Consider the following 22,230-nt stretch of genomic DNA (forward strand, 5'->3'; position numbering starts at 1 on the left):
CGTAGCGGATCGCCCCGTTTTGTTTTGCGCGCTGCCGATTCAGCGGCGGCGCATGTAGAAGGTGAAAACCTTGTCGTGCTCGCTGTGTTCCAGCAGCTCGTTACCAGTCTGCTTGGCGAACGCCTGGAAGTCGCGCGTAGCGCCCGGGTCGGTGGCGAGGATCTTCAACACATCGCCGCTCTGCATGTCGGCAAGCGCCTTCTTCGTGCGCAGGATGGGCAGCGGGCAGTTCAGGCCGCGCGCGTCAACTTCCTTCTGGAACTCCATGTCTTCCTCTGTGGTGCGGGTGAGCAGCAGCGTGCCGCCCACGTGAATCATTCGGCTATTGTAACGAGCCGCGTGGGCTGCCATTGGCGCGGCTGCGGCTCGGCGGGTTCGCCGGTGCGAATGTCGACGTAGCTGACTGGCAAGCCGCGTGCCGTCAGGAAATCGGCAACGGCATAGCCGGTGCCTGCAGGCCACGGGCGCACCTTGTCGAACGGTTTCAGACGGTATTCGACCAGCTCTTCCGACAGCGCGATCTCGCCATCCGCCACCACGTGGTATGCGATGATCAGCTCGTTCTTGCGGATGAACTCGTACACACCGATCAGCGAGATCGATTGCGCGTCGAGGTTCGTCTCTTCCTTCAGCTCGCGTGCGATGCCCTCTTCGGGCGTTTCATCGCGCTCCATGAACCCGGTGACGAGCGCGAACATGCCTTCGGGCCACTGTGCGTTGCGCGCCAGGAACATCTGTCCGCGATATTCGACCACCGCCGCCAGCACAGGCAGCGGGTTGTTCCAGTGGACGAAGCCGCAGTCCGACGCTGGGCATGCAATGCGCAGGCGGCCGGCGTTGTGCTGCTCGACGAGCGGCGTGGCGCATTGCGGGCAGAAGCGGTAGTCGAAGCTCATGGTGGTGGTTTGAGTGAGGTGGCGATTCAGGCGGCCTGTTCGCAAGCCAAGCGGATATCAGCCGCGAAGGCTTCCACTGTCTCGGGCTGCACGTCCCACGAGCACATCAGGCGGCAGCCGCCCGCGCCGATGAACGTGTAGAACTTCCAGCCACGCGCACGCAGCGCTTCGATGGCAGGCAGCGGCAGCTCCGCAAACACGGCATTCGATTCGGTCGGGAACATGATGCGCACGCCGGGCACATCGACAATGCGCGAATGCAGCAACTGCGCCATCGCGTTGCCGTGGCGCGCGTTTCGCAGCCACACATCGTCCTCCAGCAAACCGAGCCACGGTGCGGAGATGAAGCGCATCTTCGACGCCAACTGCCCGGCCTGCTTCACGCGATAGGCAAAGTCTTCAGCCAAGCGACGATCGAAGAAGACGACCGCCTCGCCGACCGGCAAGCCATTCTTCGTGCCGCCGAAGCACAGCACGTCCACGCCCGCGCGCCACGTGATCTCCGACGGATGCACGCCAAGCGATGCCACCGCGTTGGCAAAACGCGCGCCATCCATATGCACGCGCAACTGGCGGCGCTTGGCGATGGCGGCAATCGCGCGCACCTCTTCCACCGTGTAGACGGTGCCCACTTCCGTCGATTGCGTGAGCGAGACGACCTTCGGTTTCGGGTAGTGGATATCGGACCGGCGCGTCACCAGCGCTTCCACCGCATCGGGCGTGAGCTTGCCGTTTTCGCCCTTGGCGGTCAGCAGCTTGGAGCCATTGGAGAAGAATTCGGGGCCGCCGCACTCGTCCGTCTCGATATGCGCCAGTTCGTGGCAGATGACGGAGTGATACGACTGGCACAGCGATGACAGCGCCAGCGAATTGGCCGCCGTACCGTTGAAGACGAAGAAGACTTCGCAGTCGGTCTCGAACAAGTCGCGGATGCGATCGCACACGCGCTGCGTCCAGGAATCATCGCCATACGCGGGCTCGTGGCCGCTGCCGTTGGCTTCCAGGAAGTACTTCAGCGATTCGGGACAGAAGCCCGCGTAGTTGTCGGAAGCGAAGTGTTGCATGGCGGCAGGCATGAAGGAATGAAGTGGAGGGCTGAGAGCGCAGGTTACTTTTGTTCAGACCACAGCACGCCGCCAGTGGCCCAGTTCTCGCGCTTGACCTCGGCAATGATGATGTCGACCGCGCCCGGGGCACAGCCGAGCGTTTCGCAAGTGACGCGCGTCACTTCTTCAACGAGCTTCTTCTTTTGCTCGACAGTACGGCCTTCGAACATCTCGATATGGAAAGTCGGCATGGGGTCTCCGGTCGTCAGTCTCGGTAAGAAGCGTCGATTTTATCCAGTTTGCGCAACAGGGCTGGCCACTCCATCACGCCCTCGATGGCGCCGCCGTCTTCGAGTTGTTCAGCAGCGCGGTCGGCCACATCCGGTGCGGGTGAAACCGCCTCACCGGCCGTGAGCGCCTGGATCTGGATTTCGCACGCCTTGATGAGCGTGGCCATCAGCACGTGCGCTTCGGCCACGGTGCGGCCGATGGTGAGCGTGCCGTGGTTGCGCAGCAGCATGGCGAACTGGGCCCCAAGCGATGCGGTCAGGCGCGTGCCCTCTTCCGGCGTAAAGGCGAGGCCCTCGTAGTCGTGATAAGCGATGCGCTTGTGAAAGCGCAGCGCATGCTGCGACAGCGGCAACAGCCCGTGCTTCTGTGCCGACACAGCAATGCCCGCCGTGTTGTGCAGGTGGATCACGCAATGTGCATCCGGCCGCGCCGCGTGCACGGCGGCGTGCAGCGCAAAGCCCGTGACGTTCACGGATGGACGCGCGGCGGCATCGGGCCAATCGCCAACGAGCTGGCCCGCGCCGTTGATCTTCACGAGGTTGGATGCGGTGATCTCGTCGAACGACAAGCCGAAGGCGTTGATGAGGAAGTGATCGGGCTCACCAGGAACGGTGGCCGAGAGGTGGGTGTAGATCAGGTCATCCCAGCCGTTGAGCGCGGCCAGTCGATAGGCGGCTGCCAGGTCGACACGCACGGCGCGTTCGGCCTCGCTGATCTCGCCCCCGGGCATGACAGCGCCAGGGCGCAGGGCAAAAGACATGGGGCTCCTCCAATGGAGGAGGCATTCTAGAACGCGCGTCCGAATCGTGTAGCGACCCGCGCTACATGGTGTCCATCACGCACGTATGGGGGAAGCGCGCTTGACGGCGACAAAGATCGCCACGCCCACCACCAGCGACACCGCCGCCACCGCCAGCGAGGCATTGAAGCCGCCCGTGGCCGCAAACAGCCGGTTTGCGAGCGGCGGCCCGACGATCTGGCCGATGCCGTACGCCGCGGTCATCAAGCCCATCAGGCGCGGTGCAGCGTGCGGCCACAGGCGACGCGCCTCGCGCATGGCGAACAGCGTGATCGCCGTGAACGGCAGGCCGAGCAGCGTACTGGAAAGCGCCAGCCCCGCCACCGTCGGCCAGACGATGCTCACTGTCACGGCAACAGCCTGCATGGCATAGGCAGTGGCGAGCAGTGCCCGGTTGTCGCGCGCCAGGCTGATCCGCGTCGAAAGGAACGCGCCCAACGCCACGCCGGCGCCAAACATCGGCCAGAACAGATCGGGCCAGATGGAACCGGCCGGCAGCACCTTACGCGCAATCACCGGCAGGAACGTCGCGGTGATGATGTAGCCGAAGCCGGCCAGGCCGTAGGCGAGCGTGATGGTGGTGGTGGGCACATCGAGGCCCGGCGTCGTACCGGAGGTAGCTGCCGCAGGCGCAGCATGCGCACGCACTTCTGGCCGGATGGTCGGCCACACCGCCGCCGAGAGCAGCGCCGACAGCACGCCAAACGCCATCCACGCCGACGTGGCATGCCAGCCCAGCGCCACCATGCCGCTGGCCATCAGGCCCGGAATGGCAATCCCCAGCCCCGGCCCGCAAAAGATGATGCCGCCCAGCGCCGCATGCCCGAGTTCCGTGAGCTTGTGCAGACACCAGCCCGCGGTGAACACGAACACCAGCGCGCTGATCATGCCGGCTGCAAAACGCAGCACCAGCCACGCCGGCTGGCCTTGCAGCACGCCCATCCCGGCCGTAAGCAAGACCGTCGCTGCCAGACCAATACGAATGAAACGCGCCGCGTCGCCGCGCAACGCCATGCAGGCCAGCGCGCCGACGAAATAGCCAAGGTAATTGCCCGTTGCCAGCCAACTGCCCTGCGCAAGCGTCAGGCTGCCGTCGTGCAGCATCATCGGCAGGATCGGCGTAAAGGCAAAACGGCCGATGCCCATCGCCACCGACAGCGCCACCATGCCCGCGATCGCCACGCGCCAGGCGGCAACGCGCTGGTGCTGCGCAGTGGAAAAGGTCGAGGGCGACGACAGGGTGTGCTCCATGGAAGGGCTCGGGATGACGGCATCGATACTGCATCGTACGCAGCGTCTTTCATCCTGAAAAATGAATTATATTGAACGAACCCATTAGCATTCGAGATACATCATGGATCTGGCCTCGCTCGAGATTTTCCGGACGGTGGTGCGCGAAGGCGGCGTCACACGTGCGGCGCAGCAGCTGAACCGCGTGCAGTCCAATGTGACGACGCGCATCCGCCAGCTGGAGGCCTCGCTCGGCGTACAGCTGTTCGTGCGCGAGAGCAAACGCATGGTGCTGACACCCGCCGGCCAGACGCTGCTGACCTACGCCGACGACATCCTCCGCCTCGCGGCCGAAGCGCGTCAGGCCGTGCAGCCGAGCGAGCCGCACGGGCGCCTGCGCATCGCCTCGATGGAAAGCACCGCCGCCAGTCGCCTGCCCACCCTGCTGGCCACGCTGCACCAGCGCTGGCCGCGCGTGCAGCTCGAACTGGTGACGATGACGACGCGCCAGTCGCTTCAAGCGCTGTCGAATTTCGAGGTGGACTGCGCATTCGTTGCCGAAACCGCCTGCCTGGCCAACACGCGCGCAGCAATGACCACGTTGCCGGCCTTTACCGAAGAGTTGGTACTGATCGCCCACCGTGCGCATCCGCCCATCCGCCGCGCCACCGACGTGCAAACCGCCGCCCTGCTCGGTTTCGAACCCGGCTGCGCGTATCGGCAATTGATCGAAGACTGGTTCGCTGCCGATGGCGTGGTGCCCTCGCGCGTGCTGGAGCTGGGTTCGTACCACGCGATCATCGCGTGTGCGGCGGCGGGCATTGGCGTGGCGCTGGTGCCGCGCTCGGTGCTGGAGCTGTACACCAATGCGCCGGAGATCAGCGTGCACGCGCTCGGCAAACCGGGCCGTGTCGACACCGTGCTGGCCTGGCACCGCGACATGGCCGGCCCCGCCCTGCAAGCGCTGTTGCAGGTGCTGCGCGAGCCGCATACCGAAGCCAGGACGCCCTCCGGCGAGGCCATTGCTGCCTAAACTGAATGAAGCACTTGGACCGCGCCGCCGGTCTAATTGATAGAGCGCGGCAAGCACGACGGAGGCGCCTATGCGACCGTCAACGGTGTCAGAGTGGATGCGGCAATGGGTGGGCGGGCTGGCGGCAATCATCGTTGCCGCGTGGAGCAGCCTTGCCATGGCAGCCGCGCCGGTCGTCGTGCTGCCGCTCAACGGTGCCATCGGGCCGGCCAGCGCGGCCTATGTCGTCCATGGGTTGCAGCAGGCACGCGAGCAAGGCGCACAACTTGTCGTGCTGCAGATGGATACGCCCGGCGGGTTGGATGCGTCGATGCGGCAGATCATCCAGGCGATCCTTGCCTCACCGGTGCCGGTGGCGGGCTACGTGGCGCCGGGTGGTGCACGGGCGGCAAGCGCCGGTACGTACATCCTTTACGCCTGCCACATTGCCGCGATGGCGCCCGCCACCAACCTGGGCGCGGCGTCGCCGGTGTCCATCGGCATCGGTGGGCATGCGCCCAGTCCGCCAAGTCCGGGAGATGCAGCCAAGCCGGCCAGTGCCCCGGCAGCATCGTCCAGCAACGAAGACACCCTCGCCCGCAAGCAGATGCACGATGCGGCGGCGTACATCCGTGGCTTGGCGCAACTGCGCGGCCGCAACGCCGACTGGGCTGAGCGCGCTGTGCGCGAGGCCGTCAGCCTGGACGCTCCGGAAGCCGCCAATCAGCACGTGATCGACCTCATCGCCAGCGATATCCCCGACCTGCTCAAGCAAGTGGATGGGCGCGCGCTGCGGACGTCTGCCGGTCTCGTCACGCTGCACACGGCTAGCGCACCCACCCTTGTGTTGGAGCCCGACTGGCGCAACCACTTCCTCGGCGTCATTACGGACCCGAGCCTCGCGCTGTTGCTGCTGACGGTGGGCGTGTATGCGCTGATCTTCGAGTTTTCGACGCCGGGCATGGTGGTGCCGGGCCTGCTGGGCGCGATGTGCATTCTGGTGGCGCTGTATGGGCTGCAGATGCTGCCGATCAACTACGCGGGGCTGGCGCTGATTGCGCTGGGCCTCGGCTGCATGGTGGCCGAGGCCTTTCTGCCGACGTTCGGTGCACTGGGTGTGGGCGGCATCGTCGCGTTCATCCTGGGCGCGGTGATGCTGATCGATACGCAAACGCCCGGCTTTGGTGTGCCGCTGCCGCTCATCATCGGGCTGGCGTTTGTGAGCCTGACCGTCGTGCTGGCGGTCTCCAGCCTGGCGGTGCGCGCGCGACGCCGGCCGATGGTCACGGGCGGCGACACGCTCATCGGTATGACGGGTGAAGTGGTCGACGTCGATACATCGGGCACCGATGCCGACAGCGACGGCTGGGCGCGCATCCACGGTGAACGCTGGCGTGTGCGCTGCGACGCTGGCATGGCGCGTGGCGATCAGGTTCGCGTCATCGCACGCCATGGCTTGACGCTGCTGGTGGAACCTGCCGAACCCGTGGCGGCTTCCGTATAAGGAGAAACAACATGGTCTACGGATTTTTCAGCGCAGGCGGCCTGATCTTTCTGGCCGTGCTGCTGGTCATCTCGTCGTTTCGGGTGCTGCGTGAGTACGAGCGCGGGGTGGTGTTTCTGCTTGGGCGCTTCTGGCGCGTGAAGGGGCCGGGGCTGGTGCTGATCGTGCCGGCTATCCAGCAGATGGTGCGCGTGGACCTGCGCACCGTGGTGATGGACGTGCCGCCGCAGGATGTGATTTCGCACGACAACGTGTCGGTCAAGGTGAATGCGGTGGTGTATTTCCGCGTGGTGGATCCGGAGCGCGCCATCATCCAGGTGGCCAACTTTCTGGAAGCCACCAGCCAGCTCGCGCAAACCACCTTGCGGGCGATTCTCGGTAAGCACGAATTGGATGAAATGCTGGCCGAGCGCGAAAAGCTCAATCTCGATATCCAGAAGGTGCTCGACATTCAGACGGATCCTTGGGGGATCAAGATTGCGAATGTGGAGATCAAGCATGTGGATCTGAATGAATCGATGGTGCGGGCGATTGCGCGGCAAGCTGAAGCCGAGCGTGAGCGGCGTGCCAAGGTGATTCATGCGGAGGGAGAACTGCAGGCTTCTGAGAAGCTGCTGGAGGCGGCGCGGATGCTGGCGCAGCAGCCGGAGGCGATTCAGCTTCGCTATCTGCAGACGTTGACGCAGATTGCGGGGGATAAGAGTTCTACGATTGTGTTTCCGTTGCCGATGGAGGTGATTGGGGCGTTGAAGAAGACTTAGTTGCCTTGGTGAGATGCGAGTGGTCCATCCCTTGTTTCATCCCCTGCCGGGGCTGACTCACTTTCTTTGTCTTGCCAAAGAAAGTAAGCAAAGAAAGGCGCGCCCGAGATGGCGACTTCCCCTTGAATTTATGTCGCAGAGAGGGAGTGCAGGCAACTCGCTTCGCTCAAACAGGCCTGCACTCTTCTTCCTCTCTGCAACAGAAATTCAAGGCGCCATCTAGGGCAGGAACGGCCAAACCATCGGGGCGCATGGGGGAGCGCCCTGCTCCGTTTACTTCGCTCCGGCTGCGGCCCAATCGATGGCCGCATCGAACAACTTTCGGCCTGTCGGCGTTAGGTTCGGGAAGGTTTCGTTGTCCAGGAAGAAGAAGACGCGGCGTGCGGGGGCTAGCGTTTCGTAGTCCATCGTGGCGCCTTTCTCGTAGCCGAAGATGGTTGCCTTGTTCGGGTCGCCTGCGACGCTGGCGATGATGTTTGCGCCAAGGCCGGGCTTGCCCCAGCCCATCGGGGCGTCCTTCGCATAGCCCACGGCCACGCCGGCCGGCACACCGCCTGAGAGCGGATGCGGTGCGTTGACCATCCACAGGTAGTGTTCTTTTTCGACCATGCCGAAGTTGGTGCCGATGCGCTTGCCGGTCATGGCCAGGTCATCGAGCAGGTCGTTTTCCCACGTCATGAGCGGCACGGGCACGTTGCGGTAGGCGCCCAGCAGATCGCGCGAGCGGACGGTGGATGACAGTACGACGAGGTCAAAGTCTTTCGCGCGCTCGGCGGGCTGGTATTGGTCGTACAGCGTGACCGTGTAGCCGCGCGATTCGAGATGCGTGGCGATCTGTTTGTCGATGGGCAGGCTCTTGCCTTCCATGCGTACGACCATCAGTACGGATTTGCCGGCGGCGGTTGCCGGTTGCGTGAACACCAGCGCCAGCAAGGCGATGGCACAGAAACGAAGCAGCGATTGCATGCGTTGCACTCCCAAGAATTTCATCACAGGTCGATCTTCATGCCGAGCTTGAAGAGGCGCGGGGCGCCCATCGACAGGCGGTTGTTGCCCGCGCCGGCCCAGTAGCGTTTGTCGGTCAGGTTGTCGACGTTGAGTTGCAGCGTGGTGCGCTTGCCTGAGATGCGGGTGACGTAGCGCACGCCGGCGCTGAAGAGCGTGGTGCCGCCGAGCTCGGCTTGGTTGGCATCGTTCACCGGGCGTGGGCCGAGGTAGTAGGCGCCAGCGTTGAACGACACTGAACGCAACATCGGCAGCGTGTATTCCGCGAACAGGCTGGCGGTGCTGCGTGGCGTGTTCTCTGGTGTCTTGCCGTCGAGGCCGTTGCCGACACCGCGGAACTTGGCGTCGGTCCAGCCGGCCGAGGCCAGCAGCGACAGGTCTTTGGTGACACGGCCCTGCGCCGTCAGTTCGACACCGCGAATGCGCTCGCGGCCGTCCTGCACGAAGATGTTGGCGTCGTTGGTGTAGCTTGCTGCGCGGTCGATGTCGTACACGGCGGCGGCGAGCTGCGTGCCGGCCGGGGTTTCGTAGCGCACGCCCACTTCCTTCTGTTCGCTCAATGCGGGCGGCATGGCCACGTTGGCGTTGGCAGCGGTGTTGGGCGCGCGCGCCCCGGCTTCCAGGCCTTGTGCGTACGACGCATACGCCGACAACGTGGGCGTGAACTTGTAGATGACCGCGCCCAGCGGCGTGGTCTTGCTGGCCTCGTAGCGATTGGGCGCTTGCTCGCTGGTGTAGCGCGTGTAGCGCAGGCCGGCGATCACTTGCCAGTGTTCCGACAGGGTCATGCGGTCCATCGCGTAGATGCCCGTGTCGACGGCGCGTTGCTCGGCGGTAAAGCCGGTGCCGGTGGTGGGCAGCCAGCCGAGGTCGACCGGGTTGTACAAGTTCTGCGAACCCGAGAAGCGGTCGGAATACACCGCCGCTTGCCGCATGTCCGATCGCGCTACGCCAAAGGTCAGGTCGTGCGTGATCCAGCCCGTCTTCTCGGTGCCGTTGATGTCGGCGCGCACATGGCTGGTATTCCAGCGGCCACTCTGGCGTTGGCCGGATAGCGTGCCCGCGCCCGTCACCGGGTTGGTCAGGCGAAATTCCGAGAATGCCCGCGTGCGCGCCGTCTCCGACATGCCGCCCTCCACCGTCAGCAGCCACGCATCAGTCAGTGCGTAATCGGCACGCAGCAAAGCGTTGGTGTTGTTGCCGTCAAAGTCGGCCCAGCCGGGTGCAATGCGCTTGCTCGGGTCAGGCATAGCCGGCAGCGTGATCACCCCGTTCCTGGCGGCCGGCAACGTCACCACGGATTGCTCGGTGATGACCTTGCGTGAGTACTCCACATCAGCCTTCAGGTTCAGACGGCTGTTGACCTTCCAGTCGAGTGCCACAGCAGCCAGTTGGCGCGTGCCGTCGATGCCGCTGGTGGGCGATTGCAGCGAGCCGCCCGCTGCGTTGACGCGGATGCCGTACTGGTTGTCTTCACCAAAGCGGCGGCCCACGTCGGCGGTGGCGATGGCCGTACCGTTGTTGTCGAACTGCATGCCCAGCGTGGTGACGGGCGTATTGCCCGCGCGCTTGGTGACGAGGTTCACGACGCCGCCGGGCGTGGTGTAACCGTAGTACAGCGCCGATACGCCCTTGAGCACTTCCACGCGCTCCTTGTCTTCCAGCGGGATGGCCGTGAGCGCGGCAATCGGCATCGAGCCGTTGAAGCGGAAGTTGGTGCGGTTCTCCATCGTCACGCCGCGAATGGCGAGGTTGTCGAACGTCTCGCCTGAGAGCTGCTGGCGCGTCACGCTGGCCGTGTTGCGCAGCGCGTCGAACAGCGACGTGTCCTGCTGCGCGTCGAGCGCCTCCCGCGTGACCACGTTCACGGTGGCCGGGATGTCGCGCAGCGCCATCCCCCGAAACGCGCCCACCTCGGCCGTGCCAGCCGCAAAGCCGCGCTGGCTGCGTGCGGTGACGGTGGTTTCGTCCAGGTCGACCTTGGCAGGGTTGGCAGCAGGTTGCGCTTCATCGGCGCGCGCCAATGTCGGGACGGTGAGCAGAGCGGCAAGCGGAATGGCGGCAAGCGCGCAAGGCAATGCGCGGGCCGCGAGACGATGAGTCATCGCAGACAACAGGTTGATCAGGATTGGCAAAACCGGACGCGCGGCAATGCGCTGAGAAAAGAAAAACGCGCCGCAGAAACATCAAGCGGCGCGTCGATTCGTTGGCTGGCAGGTGAAAACCCGCTGGCTCGCCCGGCAGAAGCGATGGCCAGCGATCAGGCGAAGTGCCCGCTGCCGCCCATCAAATGAGAATGATTCGCATTATAGGCTTTAAGATGTGATGTAAGCAACCCTGAAGACGGCCTCAGCTGGCCGGCACCCCCTGCTTCCATTGCGGCCAGCGGTTCACGATGTCGTCCAGCAACGGCTTGGCCGCGTTGACGAGGTTGTGCGTGGCCGGCACGAAACCGCCCTGCTGGGCGTAGTTGATCAAGCCATCGGTGGCAGTCTGGCCGTCGTACGGGCGATCGAAATCGGAACCCGAACGCAGCAGCGCCACGCGGCTGAAATCGACCTTGCCTGCGCGGGCGCCGCGCGTGAGCACTTCCAGCGTGGCGTTGTCCTCTTGGGCGGTGGTGCAGTAGGTGCCCTTGTTGTCGGTCATCGTCTTCACCCAGTCACGCGCGCGCTGGCCAAGGTTGCGGCCGGCCCACCATGTATCGGCGGAAGCCACATCGCACTGGATGACGGCGGGCGGCTGGTTGGCCGGCGCATATGCGTAGTTCTTGCGGAAGGCGACGGCCTCGGGGCTGTCTTCCAGCGTGGCCGATTTCGACAACGTAAAGGCGCGCTGCAACAGCGTCTCGTTCAGCTGAAACACCTCGGTGCGGTAGTCCATCGGCGGCTTCTCGCCCGGGCCCTTGGTGCCGATGCCGAAGTAGCCGTACGACCAGCCGGCGGGCATTTCGCGCGCGTCAATTTCGTGCGACAGGCCGTAGTCCACTGCATAGCGTGCCCACGCCGCCGACCCCAACGTCCCCTGCCCCGGGTCGATGCCTGCAATGCCGGCGATGACGAAGTAGGTGTGCGTCAGATCCAGTTTGCTGCGATAGAGCAACGCGGAAATCGTAGACGCGGCATTCGCGTAACCCATGCCCGTGGTGATCTGGCAGATGCCGTCGTAGTTGCACAGCATGTTCGGCGCATCGGGCGACAAACCAGAGATGGCGACCTTTTCCTTCAGGTCATAACGGTCGATAAAGGGCTGGGCTTCGCCCTGGAACATGTTGATGACGATGACCTTCACGCCGTCATACGCGCAACTGTTCAAGGTAAGTGCTGCCGCGCCCACGGCGCATAGCTTGGCGATCATACGCAAACGAGGCATGGGCATCTTGAGTCGGGAATCGATCATGGCGAAGGCACTCCGTGTTTCCACACGCTCCAGCGCGTGACGATCTCATTGACCAGCGGACCGCCCGCCAGATAGAGGTTGTTGAGCGACGGCACGAACCCGCCCGAGTTGCTGTTGACCAGCGAGTCATACGGCGTCTGCCCCGGATACGGCCGATCGAAGTTGGACGCGGTGCGCAGCACGGCGACGCGTTGCAGGTCGAGCAGCCCCGTCCTCGCGCCACGTGTGAGCGCTTCGAACGTCGCGTTGTCTTCCTGCTGCGTGGTGCAGTAAGTGCCCTGGCCGTCGGTCAGCAGCTTCACCCACGCGGCTTCGCGCTCGCCCAACTTGGCACCGTGCCAGTACGTATTGCCGGCAGCGGTGTCGCATTGCACGACAGACGGCGGCTGGTTGGCCGGTGCGCTCGGGTAGTTGGCGCGATAGGCGCGCGCGGTGGCGTTGTCATCCAGCGCCACGCCCTTGGAGAGCGCCAGCGCCTTCTGCAACAGCGCCTCGTTCACGCGGAAGACTTCCGTCTTGTAGTCCAGCGGCGGTTTCTGCCCCGGCCCCTGCGTGTTGATGCCGATGAAGCCGTTCGGCCAGTTGGCGGGCACCTCGCGCGCGTCGATCTCCCAGGCGAGGTCGCTGTCGACCAGATAGCGCGCCCACGCGGCCGAGCCCAATGTGCCTTGCGACGGATCGATCCCGGCAATGCCCGCCACCAGGAAGTACGTGCGCTGCAAATCAAACTGCCCGCTGTAGATCAGCGCCGACACCGACGACGCGGCATTCGCCTTGCCCATGCCGGTGGTGAGTTGGCAGACGTCGTTGGCGTTGCAATGCACGTTCGGGTAGTCGATCGACAGGCCCGGCACCGGTACCTCCTGCGTGAGGCCCAGCTTGTCGATCCACGGCTGCGCCTCGGGCGCAAACATGCTGATGATCAGCACCTTCACCTTGCGCGCGTGCGACTCGGGCGCGAGTTGCGCCACAGGCTGCGTCAACGCGCCAATGCCGGCCGCCACCAACACACCGGCAGCGATCGCCCGTAGCAATCGTTTGCTGCGCCGCGAGGCCGATGGCTCGGGCGGCACAGCGTCGACCTTCTCGGATAGGACGCTCATGGTTCTCCTCGGATTTGGGGATAGGGATAGGGGTACACCAGCGCTGCGGGGAACAGCGCGCGCAACCGATGCAAGTTGCCTGCCAGTTATCGCGAAGGCACGCAATCTCGACAGAAGCGGCTGCGTTTCCCCGGTATAGGCGATGGCGCAACCGCCCTCCACTCCCTTCCATCAGCACCACAACTTGCTTTGTCGCCCTATACAAGTCACCTTCGCGTGCGCTGCACCTCCGGTTGAGCCCCAAAACAAAACGGCGCGCGCCCCGTTGCCGGGAACGCGCGCCGTTCAGCGCATCAGGTTGAAAAACCTACATCACACCTTCTGCTGCACCCATGCTGCCACACCGGCCAGTGCCTGCGGCAGGTTATCCGGCTCGGTGCCACCTGCTTGAGCCATGTCCGGGCGGCCACCGCCCTTGCCGCCGACCTGCTGGGCGACAAAGTTGACCAGCTCGCCCGCCTTGACCTTAGCCGTGGCGTCCGCCGTCACGCCGGCGATCAGCGCGACCTTGCCGTCGCTCACGCTACCCAGCACGATGGCGGCGGTCTGCAGCTTGTCCTTGAGCTTGTCCATGGTCTCGCGCAGCGTCTTGGCGTCAGCACCGTCCAGCTTGGCGGCCAGCACCTTGATGCCGGCCACGTCCACAGCCTGGTTCACCAGCTCGTCGCCCTGGCTTGCGGCCAGCTTCGACTTCAGGCGCTCCAGTTCCTTCTCCAGCGTCTTGACCTGGTCCTGCACCTGGCCGATGCGCTGCGTCAGTTCCGACGGCTGTGCGCGCAGTGCGGCAGCGGCTTCGTTGATGCGCGTATCGAGCGTCTGCAGGTAGTGCAGCACGTTGTCGCCGGTGATGGCTTCCACGCGGCGGATGCCGGCGGCTACGCCCGACTCGCCCACGATCTTGAACAGGCCGATGTCACCGGTGCGCGCCACGTGGGTGCCGCCGCAGAGTTCCTTCGACGTGCCGATCGACAGCACGCGCACTTCGTCGCCGTACTTCTCGCCGAAGAGGGCCATGGCGCCGTTCTTGACCGCATCGTCAAAGCCCATGATCTGGGCGCTGGTGGCGGCATTGGCGAAAATTTCTGCGTTGACGCGCGCTTCCACTTCGCGGATCTGCAGCGGCGTCATCGGTGCGTTGTGCGAGAAGTCGAAGCGGGTCTTGTCGGCATCGACCAGCGAGCCCTTCTGCTGCACGTGGTCGCCCAGCACTTCGCGCAGGGCCTTGTGCATCAGGTGGGTGGCCGAGTGGTTGCGCATGGTGCGCGCACGGCGCACGGCGTCCACTTCCGCAGCCACGGCATCGCCGACCTTCAGCACGCCGGTGCGCAGCTCGCCGTGGTGGCCGAAGACTTCCGGCTGCACCTTGAGCGTATCGGCCACGTCAAACCAGACAGTGGCGGCCTTGAGCGTGCCCTGGTCGCCAACCTGACCGCCGGATTCTGCATAGAACGGGGTGTGGTCCAGCACCACGACGCCGGTCTGGCCGGGGTGCATTTCCTGCACCGACGCACCGTCGACAAACAGCGCCGTCACGCGCGCGGTCTCGCGCACGAGCTGGTCGTAGCCGTGGAAGGTAGTCTTGTCGCCGGTGTAGTCGAGCGTGCCGGCGGTGATCTTGAACTTGCCAGCGGCGCGTGCCTGCTCGCGCTGGCGGTTCATGGCGGCGTCAAAGGCGGCTTCGTCGACGATCACGTCGTTCTCGCGGCAGACGTCCTGCGTCAGGTCCAGCGGGAAGCCGTACGTGTCGTGCAGCTTGAAGGCGAGTTCGCCGTCGAGCATCTTGGCGCCCGATGCCTTCAGCTCGCCCAGCGCGGCGTCGAGGATCGACATGCCGTGTTCGATGGTTTCGAAGAAGCGGGCTTCTTCCGTGCGCAGCACTTCGACCACGCGGTCGCGCGCTTCGCGCAGTTCCGGATAGGCCTCGCCCATCTGCGCCACGAGGTCGTCCACCAGCTTGTGGAAGAACGCGGCGCGGCAGCCCAGCTTGTAGCCGTGGCGGATGGCGCGGCGGATGATCCGGCGCAGCACGTAGCCGCGGCCTTCATTGCCCGGGATCACGCCGTCGACGATCAGGAACGAGCACGCGCGAATATGGTCGGCAATCACGCGCAGCGAGTTGTTGGCCAGATCCTTGGTGTTGGTCTCACGCGAAGCGGCCGCGATGAGCGCCTGGAACAGGTCGATCTCATAGTTGCTGTGCACGTGCTGCAGGATGGCAGCCAGGCGCTCCATGCCCATGCCGGTGTCCACGCACGGTGCGGGCAGCGGGGTCAGCGTGTATTCGCCGGTGGCCGGGTCGAGCTGGCGATCGAACTGCATGAACACGTTGTTCCAGATCTCGATGTAGCGGTCGCCGTCGGCTTCCGGGCTGCCCGGGGGGCCGCCCCAGATTTCCGGGCCGTGGTCGTAGAAGATTTCCGAGCACGGGCCGCACGGGCCGGTTTCGGCCATCTGCCAGAAATTGTCCGACGCGTACGGCGCGCCCTTGTTGTCGCCGATGCGCACGACGCGCTCGGGCGGCAGGCCGATCACCTTGGTCCAGATGTCATAGGCCTCGTCGTCGGTCTGGTAGACCGTGGCCCAGAGCTTGTCGGCCGGCAGCTTGTATTCCTTGGTCAGCAGTTCCCACGCCCACGTGATGGCGTCGAGCTTGAAGTAGTCGCCGAACGACCAGTTGCCGAGCATCTCGAAGAACGTGTGGTGACGCGCGGTGTAGCCGACGTTTTCCAGGTCGTTGTGCTTGCCGCCGGCGCGCAGGCAGCGCTGCACGGAGGCCGCGCGCACGTACGGGCGCTTGTCGGTACCGAGAAAGACGTCCTTGAACTGCACCATGCCGGAGTTGGTGAACAGCAGCGTCGGGTCGTTGCCCGGCACCAGCGGCGAGGAGCGCACCACGGTGTGGCCCTTGCCCTCAAAGAAGGTCAGGAATTTTTGGCGGATATCGGAGGCTTTCATGTCGCGGGGTGCCGGAGTCAGCATTGCGCCTTGGAGCGATGCTCCGGAGCGCCTTGGATTAGTGCAAACCGTTGATTATACGGGGTTCGTGCCCTATTGGTGCCCATCCCGCGCCGCATTCTCCCTGGTCGGTCGCATGGGGCTGGGGGGACGCCGGAGCGTGGTGTAGAGTGCACCCGTTCCAATCGTGTCGATTCGTCAATCCATGGGCGCTCTGAGCCATCTCCGTGTTCTTGACCTGACCCGCGTGCTTGCCGGCCCGTGGTGCGCGCAAAACCTCGCCGATTTTGGTGCTGACGTCATCAAGGTGGAGCGCCCCGGCGCCGGTGATGACACCCGCACCTGGGGCCCGCCCTGGCTCAAGGACGAAGCCGGCCACGACACCGCCGAAGCCGCCTACTACCTGGCTGCCAACCGCAACAAGCGCTCGATCACTGTCGACATCAGCACGCCCGAGGGCCAGGACATCGTCCGCAAGCTGGCCGCGCATGCCGATGTGGTGCTCGAAAACTACAAGGTCGGCCAGTTGAAGAAGTACGGGCTCGACTACGAATCGCTCAAGGCCGTCAAACCGGACCTGATCTACTGCTCCATCACCGGCTTTGGCCAGACTGGCCCCTACGCCGCGCGCGCCGGCTACGACTTCATCGTGCAGGGCATGGGCGGCTTCATGAGCCTGACCGGCGAGCGCGACGACCTGCCCGGCGGCGGCCCGCAGAAGGCCGGTGTGGCCATCTCGGATTTGATGACCGGCATGTACGCCACCGTGGCCGTGCTAGCCGCACTCGCGCACCGGGACCGCACGGGCGAAGGCCAGTACATCGACATGGCCCTGCTCGACGTGCAGGTCGCCATGCTGGCCAACATGAACACGAATTACCTGGCGAGCGGTCAGGCGCCCAAGCGCTGGGGCAATGCGCACCCGAACATCGTGCCGTATCAGACCTTCCAGACCGCCGATGGCTGGATCATCGTGGCGGTGGGCAACGACGGGCAATTCCGCCGATTCGTGGAAGCCGGCGGCATGCCGGAACTCGCCGACGATCCGCGCTTTGCCACCAACCCGCAGCGCGTGGCCAACCGCGACGTGCTGGTGCCGATCCTGGCCGAGATGGTCAAGCGCTTCGGCAAGACGGAATGGATCAGCAAGCTCGAAGCCGCGGGCGTGCCCTGCGGCCCGATCAACAATCTCGACGAGGTGTTCGACAACGAGCAGGTGCAGGCGCGCGGGCTGCGCGTCAACTTGCCCCACCCGAGCGCCGGTACCGTCAAGCTGGTCGGCAGCCCGGTGAAGATGAGCGCCACGCCGCCCAAGGCTGCCAGCCACCCGCCGCTGCTTGGCGAACATACGGAAGCCGTGCTGCGCGACGTGCTCGACCTGAACGCCGAACAGATTGATACGCTGCGCACGCGCGGCGTGATCTGAACCACGCCAACCCTTCCCCACCCTGACGAGGTCACCATGTGGCTTGATGCGTTGCTGGCTTACCTGCATTACATCTCGATCTTCACGCTGATCGTCTTCCTCACCGCCGAGGCCGTGGTGCTGCGCCCCGGCATGACGCCAGAAATCCGCCAACGTTTGGTGCGCTATGACGCGGTGTACGGCTTTGCTGCGCTGGCGGTGCTCGTCACCGGTGGGCTGCGCCTGTTCTATGGCGCCAAGGGCTATGCGTTCTATCTTCACAACCCGGTATTCCACGTCAAAGTCGGCTTGTTCATCCTGGTGGGGCTGCTGTCGATCATGCCAACGGTGAGCATCCTGCGCTGGAAGAAGCAGGCCAAGACGCTGCCCGACTTCGTGCCCCCGCCCTCGGAAATCGCCAAGACGCGCCGCTGGGTGATGATCGAATCGCACCTGATCGTCTTCATCCCGTTGGCCGCGGCGTTGATGGCGCGCGGGATCGGGCTGTAATGCGCGGGATGTAATGCGCGGGATGTAATGCGCGGGATGTAACTCGCGCCCCAGGAGAACCAACTTGCAGAACGCGCCACACAACCGCCCCCTCATTCGCAGCCATCAGGACTTTGCGTCCGGCCTGATGTTCATCGTCGCGGGCGCGGCGTTTGCCATCCTGGCGCGCAACTACCGCATGGGCACGGCCAGCAGCATGGGCCCTGGCTATTTTCCATTCTGGCTGGGCGTGGTGCTGGTGCTGCTGGGCGTGGTGGTGCTGGCGCAATCGCTGTCGCGCAAAGGCGTAGCAGACCGGATTCCGCGCCTGGATATGAAGACGCTGCTGTGGATTCTCGGCTCGGTGGTGCTATTCGGTCTGCTGTTGCAGCCGCTCGGGCTGGTGCTCTCGGTGGTGGCGCTCGTGGTGGCGTCCAGTCTGGCGAGTCACGAGTTCGGCTGGCGCGGGGCCCTCGCCACCGCGGGCGTCATGGTGCTCATCGGCTGGGGCACGTTCGTGTGGCTGCTGAATCTGCAGATTCCGCTCTGGCCCGCCTTTATCGGCTGAGGCGCACGCGATGGATCTCTTTGCCAATCTTGCGCTCGGCTTCTCAACAGCGCTGTCCCTCCAGAACCTGATCTATGCGCTGATCGGCTGCATCTTCGGCACGTTGATCGGCGTGTTGCCGGGCATCGGCCCCATCGCGACCATCGCGATGCTGCTGCCGACCACCTACGCCCTGCCGCCCGTGGCCGCGCTGATCATGCTGGCCGGCATTTACTACGGCGCTCAGTACGGCGGGTCCACCACGGCCATCCTGGTCAACCTGCCGGGGGAATCGTCGTCCGTGGTCACCACCATCGATGGCTACCAGATGGCGCGCCGGGGCCGGGCCGGCGTGGCGCTGGCCACTGCCGGCCTGGGCTCGTTCTTCGCGGGCTGCGTCGCCACGGTGATCCTGGCTGCGTTCGCCAAGCCGTTGTCGGAACTCGCCTTCCACTTTGGCGCGGCGGAGTACTTCTCGCTCATGGTGCTGGGCCTGGTGGGCGCGGTCGTGCTGGCCTCGGGGTCACTGCCCAAGGCGCTGGCGATGATCGTACTGGGCGTGCTGCTCGGCTTGGTCGGCAGGGACGTCAACTCCGGCGTGGCGCGCTATTCGTTTGACGTGCCGGAGCTGGCGGATGGGTTGAGCTTTGTCTCCGTGGCGATGGGCCTGTTCGGCTTTGCCGAGATCATCGTCAACCTGGAGCAGAAAGAGCACCGCGAAACCTTCGTCAACCACGTACGCAACCTCTGGCCCAGCCGTGAAGACTTCAGGCGCATGATCCCGGCCGTGCTGCGCGGCACGGCGCTGGGCTCGGCGCTCGGCATCCTGCCAGGGGGCGGCGCGACGCTGGCGTCGTTCGCGTCGTATTCGCTGGAAAAGAAGGCCTCGAAATACGCCCACGAATTCGGCAAGGGCGCCATTGAAGGCGTGGCCGGCCCGGAATCCGCCAACAACGCGGCGGCGCAGACGTCGTTCATCCCACTGCTTACGCTGGGCATTCCGCCCAACGCCGTGATGGCGCTGATGGTGAGCGCCATGACCATCCACAACATCCAGCCCGGCCCGCAGGTGATGACCAGCAACCCGGCGCTGTTCTGGGGGCTCGTTGCTTCCATGTGGATCGGCAACCTGATGCTGATCGTGCTGAACCTGCCGATGATCGGCATGTGGGTGCGGCTGCTGAAGGTGCCCTACCGCTTTCTGTATCCGGCCATCTTGGTGTTCTGCTGCATTGGCGTGTATTCGGTCTCGAATACCACGTTCGACGTGTTTCAAACAGCGCTCTTCGGGCTGATCGGCTACGTGTTCGTGAAGCTGCGCTGCGAGCCCGCGCCGATGCTGCTCGGCTTTGTGCTCGGCCCGATGATGGAAGAGAACTTCCGCCGCGCGCTGCAGTTCTCGCGCGGGGATTTCTCGACCTTCGTTACGCGGCCGCTGTCGCTGGGGTTGTTGATGGCGGCGGCTGTCTTGATGCTGCTCGTGGTGTTGCCCGCCATCCGCAAAAAGCGCGAGGAGGCGTTTCACGAGGAGTAGGCAACGCGTTGCTGCATCGCACCCTATAAAACCGGAGGCTCGCCCTCCGGTTTTGCTTTGCGCACGCGGCAATGCAGCATTAGAGCCTAACTTCCACTTCGGTTGACGCCCGATGCGTCGCTTCGGATAACGGAGGGCGATCGACCCGCAGAGGTCGACCACCCATCCAATGTCCAGGAGACAACCGAATGTCACAGCCTTCCTTGGTCCGCGCCGTGCGCGGCTTTTTGCGCACGCACGCGGCCGCCGCCATCTTGGCCGCAACCGCCCTCACCTTGGGTGCGGTTGCACCGGCCCAGGCCGCCAGCACCTACGCCGCGACGCAATATCCGATCGTGCTGGTACATGGCCTGTCGGGCACCAGTAAGTTCCTCGGCGTGGTGGACTACTGGTATCAGATCCCCGAAGACCTGCGGGCCAACGGCGCCAACGTCTACGTGGCCGATGTGTCTGCCTTCAACGATGAAACCGTGCGCGGCGAGCAACTCGTCAGCCAGATCCGCACCGTGCTGGCGACCACCGGTGCAGCCAAGGTCAACCTGATCGGACACAGCCAGGGCGGGCTGACCTCGCGCTATGCAGCGGCCGTGGTGCCGAACCTCGTGGCTTCCGTCACCACCATCGGCACCCCGCACAAGGGCTCGGAGTTTGCCGACTTTGTGGAGAGCACACCGCAGCCGTTCCAGGCGCTGGTGAGCCTGGGCGCGGACATCTTCGGCTCGGTGCTCGGCTGGTTCAACGGTGCGAGCAACCCGCAGGATGGCTTTGCCGCGCTGCATATCTTGTCGACAGCGGGCGCGGCCGATTTCAACAAGGCGTTCCCGAGTGCGGGCCTGGCCAGCGGCTGCAACACCGGCAGCGGCACTGACGTGCGTAACGGCAACGTACAGAAGCTGTATTCGTGGACGGGCCGCTCCACCGCCACCAACCTCCTCGACGTGTTCGACCCCGTGCTGGTATTCAGCGGCGGCGTCATGCAGGCGCGCGGCTCGGGCACCAACGATGGGCTGGTCTCGGTATGCAGCGCCAAGTTCGGGCAGGTGCTGTCGACCGACTATGCGTGGAACCATCTGGACGAGGTGAACCAGTTGCTCGGCCTGATCGGCTGGGGTGCGGCGGACCCGGTGGCCGTCATCCGCACGCAGGCCAATCGATTGAAGCAAGCCGGCCTATAGGCGCCCCGCCGCCATGAAGACCCGCGCATCGCCCATGCAACCCATGACATTCGTTGCTGCAATGCTGGTCGCCATGGCGGCGGCGGGCGGCGTCTTCTGGTGGCATGCGTCAGGCAGTGCCCCCGCGCCCACGGCAGAGGCGCCCGCCTCCGCCCGCGGCGCCTTCATCGGCAGTGTTGGCAGCACACAGGCCGCCACCACGGCGGCAGCACCAGAACTGGCAGACACGCAGGCGCCCGACGGCCTGCACGTCGACGCACGCGGCCACCTCATCGTGGAAGCAGCCAACCGGGCGGTGTTCGATTACTTCCTCGATGTGCCGGCCTCGTTGCCCGAAGCGCAGCGCGTGGCGATGGCCGAAGCGCATTTGCGCGCCAAGCTGGTATCGCCCGCGCTGGCCGAGGCGCAATCGCTGCTGCAACGCTATCTCGCGTATCGCAAAGCACTGGCCGCACAAGGCGATGTGGAACGCAGCAAGCCGAGCCTCACGCAACTCCAGCAACGCCCCGAGATGATCGCCACGCTGCGTCAACAGCTCGCCACCCGCACTGCCCTGCGCCGCCAAATCCTCGGCATGGAAGTCGCGCAAGCCTGGTACGGCGATGCGGATGCGGTGGACGCCGCCGAACTCGAACGTATGGCCGTGATGACCGATGCGTCCCTCACGCCCGACCAACGCGCAGCCCGCATCGCCGCCATCGACGCCGCCCTGCCTCCCGCCGTACAGCAAGCCCGCCGCGACGCCTCTGCCCCCGCCAAGCTCGCCAACGACATGGACACTTGGCTCAAGCAGGGCCTGAGCGATGCCCAGATCCGCCAGCGGCTATCCGCCCAGGGCGTGGACGCCGTGGTGGCCGACCGCCTGATCCAGGGCAACCGCGAAGAAGCCGACTGGCGCGCCCGCTACGACGACTACGCCCGCGAACGCGACCGCATCAGCGCCTTTACCGGCCTGTCGGACGCCGACCGCGCCGCCCAAATCGCCCAGTTGCGCCAGCAGACCTTCACCGCGTCGAATGAGCTGTTGCGCGCACAAGCGCTGGACGGTCTGGCCCAGCGTCGATAGGCCACCACAGGCG

The 22,230-nt window shown here is 65.0% G+C and carries 21 protein-coding genes; 10 read left to right on the top strand and 11 right to left on the bottom strand.

Annotation, left to right across the window (positions count from 1 at the left end; all coding sequences use genetic code 11):
• Positions 1-39 precede the first annotated feature (39 nt).
• The 6 genes from ACS7SF_RS03955 to ACS7SF_RS03980 form a co-directional block, all read right to left on the bottom strand.
• Positions 40-267: a sulfurtransferase TusA family protein gene (locus ACS7SF_RS03955; protein ID WP_021195565.1), complete on the bottom strand. Its 228-nt coding sequence runs from the start codon at positions 265-267 to the stop codon at positions 40-42.
• A 47-nt stretch (positions 268-314) separates the two neighbouring features.
• The gene (locus tag ACS7SF_RS03960; RefSeq protein ID WP_439891777.1) at positions 315-896 is read right to left on the bottom strand and encodes an NUDIX domain-containing protein; all 582 of its coding nucleotides are present in this window, start codon (positions 894-896) and stop codon (positions 315-317) included.
• A gap of 26 nt (positions 897-922) precedes the next feature.
• The gene (locus ACS7SF_RS03965) at positions 923-1,960 is read right to left on the bottom strand and encodes a threonine aldolase family protein (protein ID WP_439891778.1); all 1,038 of its coding nucleotides are present in this window, start codon (positions 1,958-1,960) and stop codon (positions 923-925) included.
• Between the two features lie 44 nt (positions 1,961-2,004).
• Positions 2,005-2,193, bottom strand: a complete 189-nt coding sequence (locus ACS7SF_RS03970; protein ID WP_426394343.1) for a 4-oxalocrotonate tautomerase — start codon at positions 2,191-2,193, stop codon at positions 2,005-2,007.
• Positions 2,194-2,207: 14 nt separating this feature from the next.
• Positions 2,208-2,993, bottom strand: a complete 786-nt coding sequence (locus ACS7SF_RS03975) for a class II aldolase/adducin family protein (protein ID WP_439891779.1) — start codon at positions 2,991-2,993, stop codon at positions 2,208-2,210.
• A gap of 75 nt (positions 2,994-3,068) precedes the next feature.
• Positions 3,069-4,283: a YbfB/YjiJ family MFS transporter gene (locus ACS7SF_RS03980; protein ID WP_439891780.1), complete on the bottom strand. Its 1,215-nt coding sequence runs from the start codon at positions 4,281-4,283 to the stop codon at positions 3,069-3,071.
• Between the two features lie 103 nt (positions 4,284-4,386).
• Here ACS7SF_RS03980 and ACS7SF_RS03985 point away from each other — a divergent pair, with 103 nt between their 5' ends.
• From ACS7SF_RS03985 to ACS7SF_RS03995, 3 genes are all read left to right on the top strand, one after another.
• Positions 4,387-5,295 (top strand): LysR family transcriptional regulator, encoded by a 909-nt coding sequence (locus tag ACS7SF_RS03985; protein ID WP_439891781.1) that lies wholly within the window; start codon positions 4,387-4,389, stop codon positions 5,293-5,295.
• 70 nt (positions 5,296-5,365) lie between these two features.
• Positions 5,366-6,778: an NfeD family protein gene (locus ACS7SF_RS03990; protein WP_439891782.1), complete on the top strand. Its 1,413-nt coding sequence runs from the start codon at positions 5,366-5,368 to the stop codon at positions 6,776-6,778.
• Positions 6,779-6,789: 11 nt separating this feature from the next.
• A complete protein-coding gene (locus tag ACS7SF_RS03995; protein ID WP_439891783.1) occupies positions 6,790-7,539 on the top strand; it encodes a slipin family protein in 750 nt (249 codons plus the stop codon).
• Between the two features lie 273 nt (positions 7,540-7,812).
• Here the strand turns inward: ACS7SF_RS03995 and ACS7SF_RS04000 are convergent, their stop codons facing one another.
• Together ACS7SF_RS04000 and ACS7SF_RS04005 are read right to left on the bottom strand one after the other, a co-directional pair.
• The gene (locus ACS7SF_RS04000; protein WP_439891784.1) at positions 7,813-8,505 is read right to left on the bottom strand and encodes a hypothetical protein; all 693 of its coding nucleotides are present in this window, start codon (positions 8,503-8,505) and stop codon (positions 7,813-7,815) included.
• 23 nt (positions 8,506-8,528) lie between these two features.
• Positions 8,529-10,649, bottom strand: coding sequence for a TonB-dependent siderophore receptor (locus tag ACS7SF_RS04005; RefSeq protein ID WP_439891785.1), 2,121 nt, complete (start codon positions 10,647-10,649; stop codon positions 8,529-8,531).
• Here ACS7SF_RS04005 and ACS7SF_RS04010 point away from each other — a divergent pair.
• On the top strand, positions 10,641-10,838 hold the full coding sequence (locus ACS7SF_RS04010) for a hypothetical protein (protein WP_439891786.1): 198 nt from the start codon (positions 10,641-10,643) through the stop codon (positions 10,836-10,838). The genes ACS7SF_RS04005 and ACS7SF_RS04010 overlap by 9 nt on opposite strands.
• A gap of 55 nt (positions 10,839-10,893) precedes the next feature.
• Here the strand turns inward: ACS7SF_RS04010 and ACS7SF_RS04015 are convergent, their stop codons facing one another.
• The 3 genes from ACS7SF_RS04015 to alaS form a co-directional block, all read right to left on the bottom strand.
• A complete protein-coding gene (locus ACS7SF_RS04015) occupies positions 10,894-11,943 on the bottom strand; it encodes a purine-nucleoside phosphorylase (RefSeq protein WP_439891787.1) in 1,050 nt (349 codons plus the stop codon).
• Complete coding sequence (locus ACS7SF_RS04020; RefSeq protein WP_439891788.1) at positions 11,940-13,046, bottom strand: purine-nucleoside phosphorylase; 1,107 nt, start codon at positions 13,044-13,046, stop codon at positions 11,940-11,942. The genes ACS7SF_RS04015 and ACS7SF_RS04020 overlap by 4 nt, the downstream gene beginning before the upstream one ends.
• Before the next feature lie 312 nt (positions 13,047-13,358).
• On the bottom strand, positions 13,359-16,001 hold the full coding sequence (gene alaS / locus ACS7SF_RS04025) for an alanine--tRNA ligase (RefSeq protein ID WP_439891789.1): 2,643 nt from the start codon (positions 15,999-16,001) through the stop codon (positions 13,359-13,361).
• A gap of 205 nt (positions 16,002-16,206) precedes the next feature.
• Here alaS and ACS7SF_RS04030 point away from each other — a divergent pair, with 205 nt between their 5' ends.
• The 6 genes from ACS7SF_RS04030 to ACS7SF_RS04055 all read left to right on the top strand — a co-directional run bounded on the left by ACS7SF_RS04030 (position 16,207) and on the right by ACS7SF_RS04055 (position 22,217).
• The gene (locus ACS7SF_RS04030) at positions 16,207-17,427 is read left to right on the top strand and encodes a CaiB/BaiF CoA transferase family protein (protein WP_439891790.1); all 1,221 of its coding nucleotides are present in this window, start codon (positions 16,207-16,209) and stop codon (positions 17,425-17,427) included.
• A gap of 36 nt (positions 17,428-17,463) precedes the next feature.
• Entirely contained in the window at positions 17,464-17,916 is a 453-nt protein-coding gene (locus ACS7SF_RS04035; protein WP_439891791.1) for a DUF2214 family protein, read from the top strand.
• A gap of 127 nt (positions 17,917-18,043) precedes the next feature.
• Complete coding sequence (locus ACS7SF_RS04040; protein WP_439892688.1) at positions 18,044-18,463, top strand: tripartite tricarboxylate transporter TctB family protein; 420 nt, start codon at positions 18,044-18,046, stop codon at positions 18,461-18,463.
• A gap of 10 nt (positions 18,464-18,473) precedes the next feature.
• The gene (locus ACS7SF_RS04045; protein WP_439891792.1) at positions 18,474-19,976 is read left to right on the top strand and encodes a tripartite tricarboxylate transporter permease; all 1,503 of its coding nucleotides are present in this window, start codon (positions 18,474-18,476) and stop codon (positions 19,974-19,976) included.
• A gap of 188 nt (positions 19,977-20,164) precedes the next feature.
• On the top strand, positions 20,165-21,151 hold the full coding sequence (locus tag ACS7SF_RS04050) for a lipase family alpha/beta hydrolase (protein ID WP_439891793.1): 987 nt from the start codon (positions 20,165-20,167) through the stop codon (positions 21,149-21,151).
• A gap of 34 nt (positions 21,152-21,185) precedes the next feature.
• Entirely contained in the window at positions 21,186-22,217 is a 1,032-nt protein-coding gene (locus ACS7SF_RS04055; RefSeq protein WP_439891794.1) for a lipase secretion chaperone, read from the top strand.
• Positions 22,218-22,230: the final 13 nt, after the last annotated feature.

This window comes from Ralstonia sp. 25C, assembly GCF_051904805.1.
Taxonomy (GTDB): Bacteria; Pseudomonadota; Gammaproteobacteria; order Burkholderiales; family Burkholderiaceae; genus Ralstonia.

Coding starts and splice junctions, on each gene's coding strand:
- ACS7SF_RS03955 (WP_021195565.1), bottom strand. CDS start 267: ATGGAGTTCCAGAAGGAAGTTGACGCGCGCGGCCTGAACTGCCCGCTG.
- ACS7SF_RS04050 (WP_439891793.1), top strand. CDS start 20,165: ATGTCACAGCCTTCCTTGGTCCGCGCCGTGCGCGGCTTTTTGCGCACG.
- ACS7SF_RS03990 (WP_439891782.1), top strand. CDS start 5,366: ATGCGACCGTCAACGGTGTCAGAGTGGATGCGGCAATGGGTGGGCGGG.
- ACS7SF_RS04020 (WP_439891788.1), bottom strand. CDS start 13,046: ATGAGCGTCCTATCCGAGAAGGTCGACGCTGTGCCGCCCGAGCCATCG.
- ACS7SF_RS04030 (WP_439891790.1), top strand. CDS start 16,207: ATGGGCGCTCTGAGCCATCTCCGTGTTCTTGACCTGACCCGCGTGCTT.
- ACS7SF_RS03965 (WP_439891778.1), bottom strand. CDS start 1,960: ATGCAACACTTCGCTTCCGACAACTACGCGGGCTTCTGTCCCGAATCG.
- ACS7SF_RS04000 (WP_439891784.1), bottom strand. CDS start 8,505: ATGCAATCGCTGCTTCGTTTCTGTGCCATCGCCTTGCTGGCGCTGGTG.
- ACS7SF_RS04015 (WP_439891787.1), bottom strand. CDS start 11,943: ATGATCGATTCCCGACTCAAGATGCCCATGCCTCGTTTGCGTATGATC.
- ACS7SF_RS03970 (WP_426394343.1), bottom strand. CDS start 2,193: ATGCCGACTTTCCATATCGAGATGTTCGAAGGCCGTACTGTCGAGCAA.
- ACS7SF_RS04055 (WP_439891794.1), top strand. CDS start 21,186: ATGCAACCCATGACATTCGTTGCTGCAATGCTGGTCGCCATGGCGGCG.
- ACS7SF_RS04010 (WP_439891786.1), top strand. CDS start 10,641: ATGAGTCATCGCAGACAACAGGTTGATCAGGATTGGCAAAACCGGACG.
- ACS7SF_RS03985 (WP_439891781.1), top strand. CDS start 4,387: ATGGATCTGGCCTCGCTCGAGATTTTCCGGACGGTGGTGCGCGAAGGC.
- ACS7SF_RS03980 (WP_439891780.1), bottom strand. CDS start 4,283: ATGGAGCACACCCTGTCGTCGCCCTCGACCTTTTCCACTGCGCAGCAC.
- ACS7SF_RS04035 (WP_439891791.1), top strand. CDS start 17,464: ATGTGGCTTGATGCGTTGCTGGCTTACCTGCATTACATCTCGATCTTC.
- ACS7SF_RS03975 (WP_439891779.1), bottom strand. CDS start 2,993: ATGTCTTTTGCCCTGCGCCCTGGCGCTGTCATGCCCGGGGGCGAGATC.
- ACS7SF_RS04040 (WP_439892688.1), top strand. CDS start 18,044: ATGTTCATCGTCGCGGGCGCGGCGTTTGCCATCCTGGCGCGCAACTAC.
- alaS (WP_439891789.1), bottom strand. CDS start 16,001: ATGAAAGCCTCCGATATCCGCCAAAAATTCCTGACCTTCTTTGAGGGC.
- ACS7SF_RS03995 (WP_439891783.1), top strand. CDS start 6,790: ATGGTCTACGGATTTTTCAGCGCAGGCGGCCTGATCTTTCTGGCCGTG.
- ACS7SF_RS04005 (WP_439891785.1), bottom strand. CDS start 10,649: ATGACTCATCGTCTCGCGGCCCGCGCATTGCCTTGCGCGCTTGCCGCC.
- ACS7SF_RS04045 (WP_439891792.1), top strand. CDS start 18,474: ATGGATCTCTTTGCCAATCTTGCGCTCGGCTTCTCAACAGCGCTGTCC.
- ACS7SF_RS03960 (WP_439891777.1), bottom strand. CDS start 896: ATGAGCTTCGACTACCGCTTCTGCCCGCAATGCGCCACGCCGCTCGTC.